The following is a 3,648-nucleotide window of genomic DNA, read 5'->3' on the forward strand; positions in this document are numbered from 1 at the left end:
CGGGCACACCGGGGGGACCGACGGGAGAGCCGGACCCGACCGGGCCGCCCTGGCTGGGCACCTGCCGCGCGGCGGGCCCGCCGGCCTCCGTCCCGCCGTCTGCGCCGGCCCCGCCCGCCGGCTCGTCGCGACCGTCACCGCTCATCGCGGAAGCCCCCGTATGCACCCTCGGACCCGAACACCGGGTAAGCGTGCCACAGCGGAGAGGCAGCACGGGAGCGGTTGACGGGCAAGCACACGCGAGGGACGCGCCACGGTCACGCGGCCTGCGCCTTCCGCCCGTTCGCGCGGGCCGGCGACCGCGGGAACGGCACGTCAGTTCGACGGCTGACGGGGCGGCGGAAAACCGGCGCGCGGTGGGCCCCGGTCGATCGCGCGCGGCCGAAGGAGAAGCCGCGACCGGTCCCCGCGCACAGCCGCGGAACCGGCCCACCCGCGGCCGCGATGGCTGTCCGAGGCGCCGGAGCGGCTGTTCGCGGCGGCCGCGGCGCCCGGCTACAGCGCCCTGGGGCGCAGGCCTTCGAGCAGGATGTCCAGCAACCGGGAGGAGGCGGCGGCCTGCTGGGCCGCGTCCGGGAGGGACGGGGCGGCGGTCGCGATGACCAGGAGCACGTCGGCGACGGTCACATCGCGGCGCAGCTCACCGGCCTCTCGCGCCCGCTCCACCAACTGACCCACCACATCGAGCAGTTCGACCGCACCCGGGGCGTCGAGCTCGTCGACGCTCAGCCGGTGCTCGACCGGGCGCGCCTCGTCCCCGGGCCCCGGGTTGCGCTGCTGCGGGACGCGCGAGTCGGCGGGCAGGGGCGCCTCGTCGGAGGCCATCCGCACCCGCAGGACCTGCGGCGGCAGCAGCCGTCCCGCGCCCGAGGCGACCGAGGTCCGCAGGAAGCGCGAGAGGGCGGGCCACGGCTCGTCCTCCTGGCCGAGCGCGGTGCGCGCCTGGTCGGTCAGCCGGGAGGTCTCCTCCTCCGCTATCCGGCGCACCAGCACGTCCTTGCTGGGGAATCTTCGGTACACCGTGCCCACGCCGACGCGGGCCCGGCGCGCCACGTCCTCCATCGGCGCCCCGTAGCCCAGTTCCCCGAACACCTCGCGCGCCGCGCGCAGTACGTGCTCCAGATTGCGCTGCGCGTCGACGCGCAGCGGGGCGGAGCGCACGCCCGGTGCCGTGCCGGCGGGGGCACTCGGCCCACCGGGACCGGCCTGCCCCTGGCTCTGGCCCGCCGTCTGCGCCGTGACCGCCTGCGCCACCGTCACCTGCCCCGTCCCGGGGGCCCTGCGCACGGCCCCGGCTCCCGTCTGCTGCGTGGCGCCGGCGCCCGCCGGGCCGCGCCCCGCGCCCTGTCCGCCGCGCCATGCGTTGTGTGCGGCACTCGCGGTCCCCGTGAAGCCGCGTTCGTCAGTGCCGGCGACCGATGCCGTCTGCCATTGCGAATCCTGAATGTGCATGACCGTTCCCCCGGCTCATGTACGTCTCCCCCCGGAGACATTCCCCGTTTTCGACACGAAGGGCACAGACCAGTCACGGACCTGCACCTCCGATGAGATACGAACATAGTTGAGCCCACCGCAATTCAGAAGGGGTAATTCCGTACGGAGGGGCCCCGATCGGAGCAAGGGCGAGAAGATACCTGATTCAACCAACGAGGGAACGGCCCCACAACGGCCCCGACCTGCGAGACCTTTGACCAGTACGGAGAAATGTCCCGTGACACCGGGCCGCACTCGCCGGTCACACAATTTGCCGGGGCTGTGGACAAACCCGGGGCCGCGTTGCCTCATGGGGTGGTGATGGCTGAGACCCCCCGAGGCACCACACGGCAGGCAGGACGCGGCAGCGGGCGAGCCGCACGAGGAGCGGCGCGGAGCGACGGCCCGGAAACGGGAGAAGCGGCACGGAGCGACGGCCCGGGAGCCCCGGGAGCACCTGGAGTCCCAGGCGTACGGGGAGCACTTGGAGCCCCGGGCGACGTGCGGGAGGCGCGGGAGGCGCCGGAACGCCGTCCCCCCGCCCGCCCGGCGACGCGCATCCTCGTCGTGGGCGGCGGATGCGTCGGTATGTACACGGCACGGGCGCTGCGCCGGGCACTCGATCCGGCCGAGGCCGAGATCACCGTGGTGTCGCCGGACCCCTACATGACGTACCAGCCGTTCCTGGCCGAGGCGGCCGCGGGGAACATCTCGCCCCGCCACGTCGTGGTGCCCCTGCGCGCCGTGCTGGACCGCGTCGGCGTCGTCGTCGGGGAGGTGACGGCGGTCCACCACGACAGGCGGACGGTCACGCTGCGCACGGCCGCCTCCGTCGAGGACGGTTCGGGCGCGTTCGAGCGGGAGTACGACGAACTCGTCCTCGCGCCGGGCGCCGTGTCGCGCACGCTGCCCGTGCCGGGGCTCGCCGAGCACGGCATCGGATTCCGGACCGTCGAGGAGGCCATCGGCCTGCGCAACCACGTCGTCGAGCAGCTCGACATCGCCTCGTCCACGCGCGACCCGGCCGTCCGCGAGGCGGCGCTGACCTTCGTCTTCGTCGGCGGCGGCTTCGGGGGCGTGGAGGCGCTCGCCGAACTGGAGGACATGGCCCGCTACACGACGCGGTACTACCACAACGTCACGGCGGACGACCTGCGGTGGATCCTCGTGGAGGCGGCCGACCGCATCCTTCCCGAGGTGGACGAGGAGATGGCGCACTACGCGGTGCGCGCGCTGCGCAGGCGCAACATCGACGTCCGCCTGCACACCCGGCTCGACTCGATCGGGGGCCGGATCGCCCACCTCAGCGACGGCACCGTCCTGCCCACCCGCACGCTCGTGTGGACGGCCGGGGTGCGCCCGCACCCCCTTCTCGACGCCACCGACCTGCCGCGCGACGCGCGTGGCCGCGTGGAGTGCACGGCGTTCCTGTCGGTCGCGGGCCGGGAGCACGCCTGGGCGGCCGGGGACGCGGCGGCGGTCCCCGACCTCGCGGCGAGGCAGGCGGGAGCCGGGGCGGACGAGACGTGCCGGCCCACCGCGCAGCACGCCGTGCGCCAGGCGGCCGTGCTGGCGCGGAACCTCGCCGCGTCGCTGCGGGACGCCCCGCTCACCGAGTACCGGCACGTCTACGCCGGTTCCGTCGCGTCCCTGGGCCTGCACAAGGGCATCGGCCACGTCCGGGGGCGGCGCCTGACGGGCTATCCGGCGTGGCTGCTGCACCGGGCGTACCACCTGGGCCGCATGCCCACCGTCAACCGCAAGGCGCGCGTTCTCGCCGAATGGACCCTTTCGGGGCTGTTCAAGCGGGAGATCGTCTCGCTCGGCTCGCTGGAGCATCCCCGTGCGGAGTTCGAGAGCGCCGCGGGCGGCGGGGCGCGCGGGGGACCGCGCAAGGGGTTCCCGGATTCGCCCGGCTTCCGCTTCCCGGGCGACGCGCAAGACCTCTGACGGGCCCCCGCGAACCCCTGAGGCGGGATCGGCCGGGGACGCAAGGACGGACGGGGAGGCGGACGCGGACACGGAGGCGTGGGCGCGCGGGAGTGGGTGGGGACATGGTGTGTCTCCTTCGGGTGTGGTGACTTCAGTGGGGTGAAGCAGCACTGCGGTGCACGCCGCCCGCGCGCCGGCGCGGAGCCGGCTGGAGCAGGTGGAGCAGGTGGAACGGGTGGAACG

The 3,648-nt window shown here is 74.6% G+C and carries 2 protein-coding genes; one reads left to right on the forward strand and one right to left on the reverse strand.

Going from position 1 to position 3,648, the window contains the following annotated elements; all coding sequences use genetic code 11:
• Nucleotides 1–495 precede the first annotated feature (495 nt).
• On the reverse strand, nt 496–1,452 hold the full coding sequence (locus tag L1885_RS25370) for a TetR/AcrR family transcriptional regulator (RefSeq protein WP_372482025.1): 957 nt from the start codon (nt 1,450–1,452) through the stop codon (nt 496–498).
• Between the two features lie 609 nt (nt 1,453–2,061).
• On the opposite strand from L1885_RS25370, the gene L1885_RS25375 reads away from it, so the two are divergent.
• Nucleotides 2,062–3,423 carry an NAD(P)/FAD-dependent oxidoreductase gene (locus L1885_RS25375; RefSeq protein WP_235799501.1) on the forward strand — a complete coding sequence of 454 codons (1,362 nt, stop codon included), beginning with the start codon at nt 2,062–2,064 and terminating at the stop codon, nt 3,421–3,423.
• Nucleotides 3,424–3,648 lie beyond the last annotated feature (225 nt).

Source organism: Streptomyces fuscigenes, from assembly GCF_021556455.1.
In the GTDB taxonomy this organism is placed as follows: Bacteria; Actinomycetota; Actinomycetes; order Streptomycetales; family Streptomycetaceae; genus Streptomyces; species Streptomyces fuscigenes.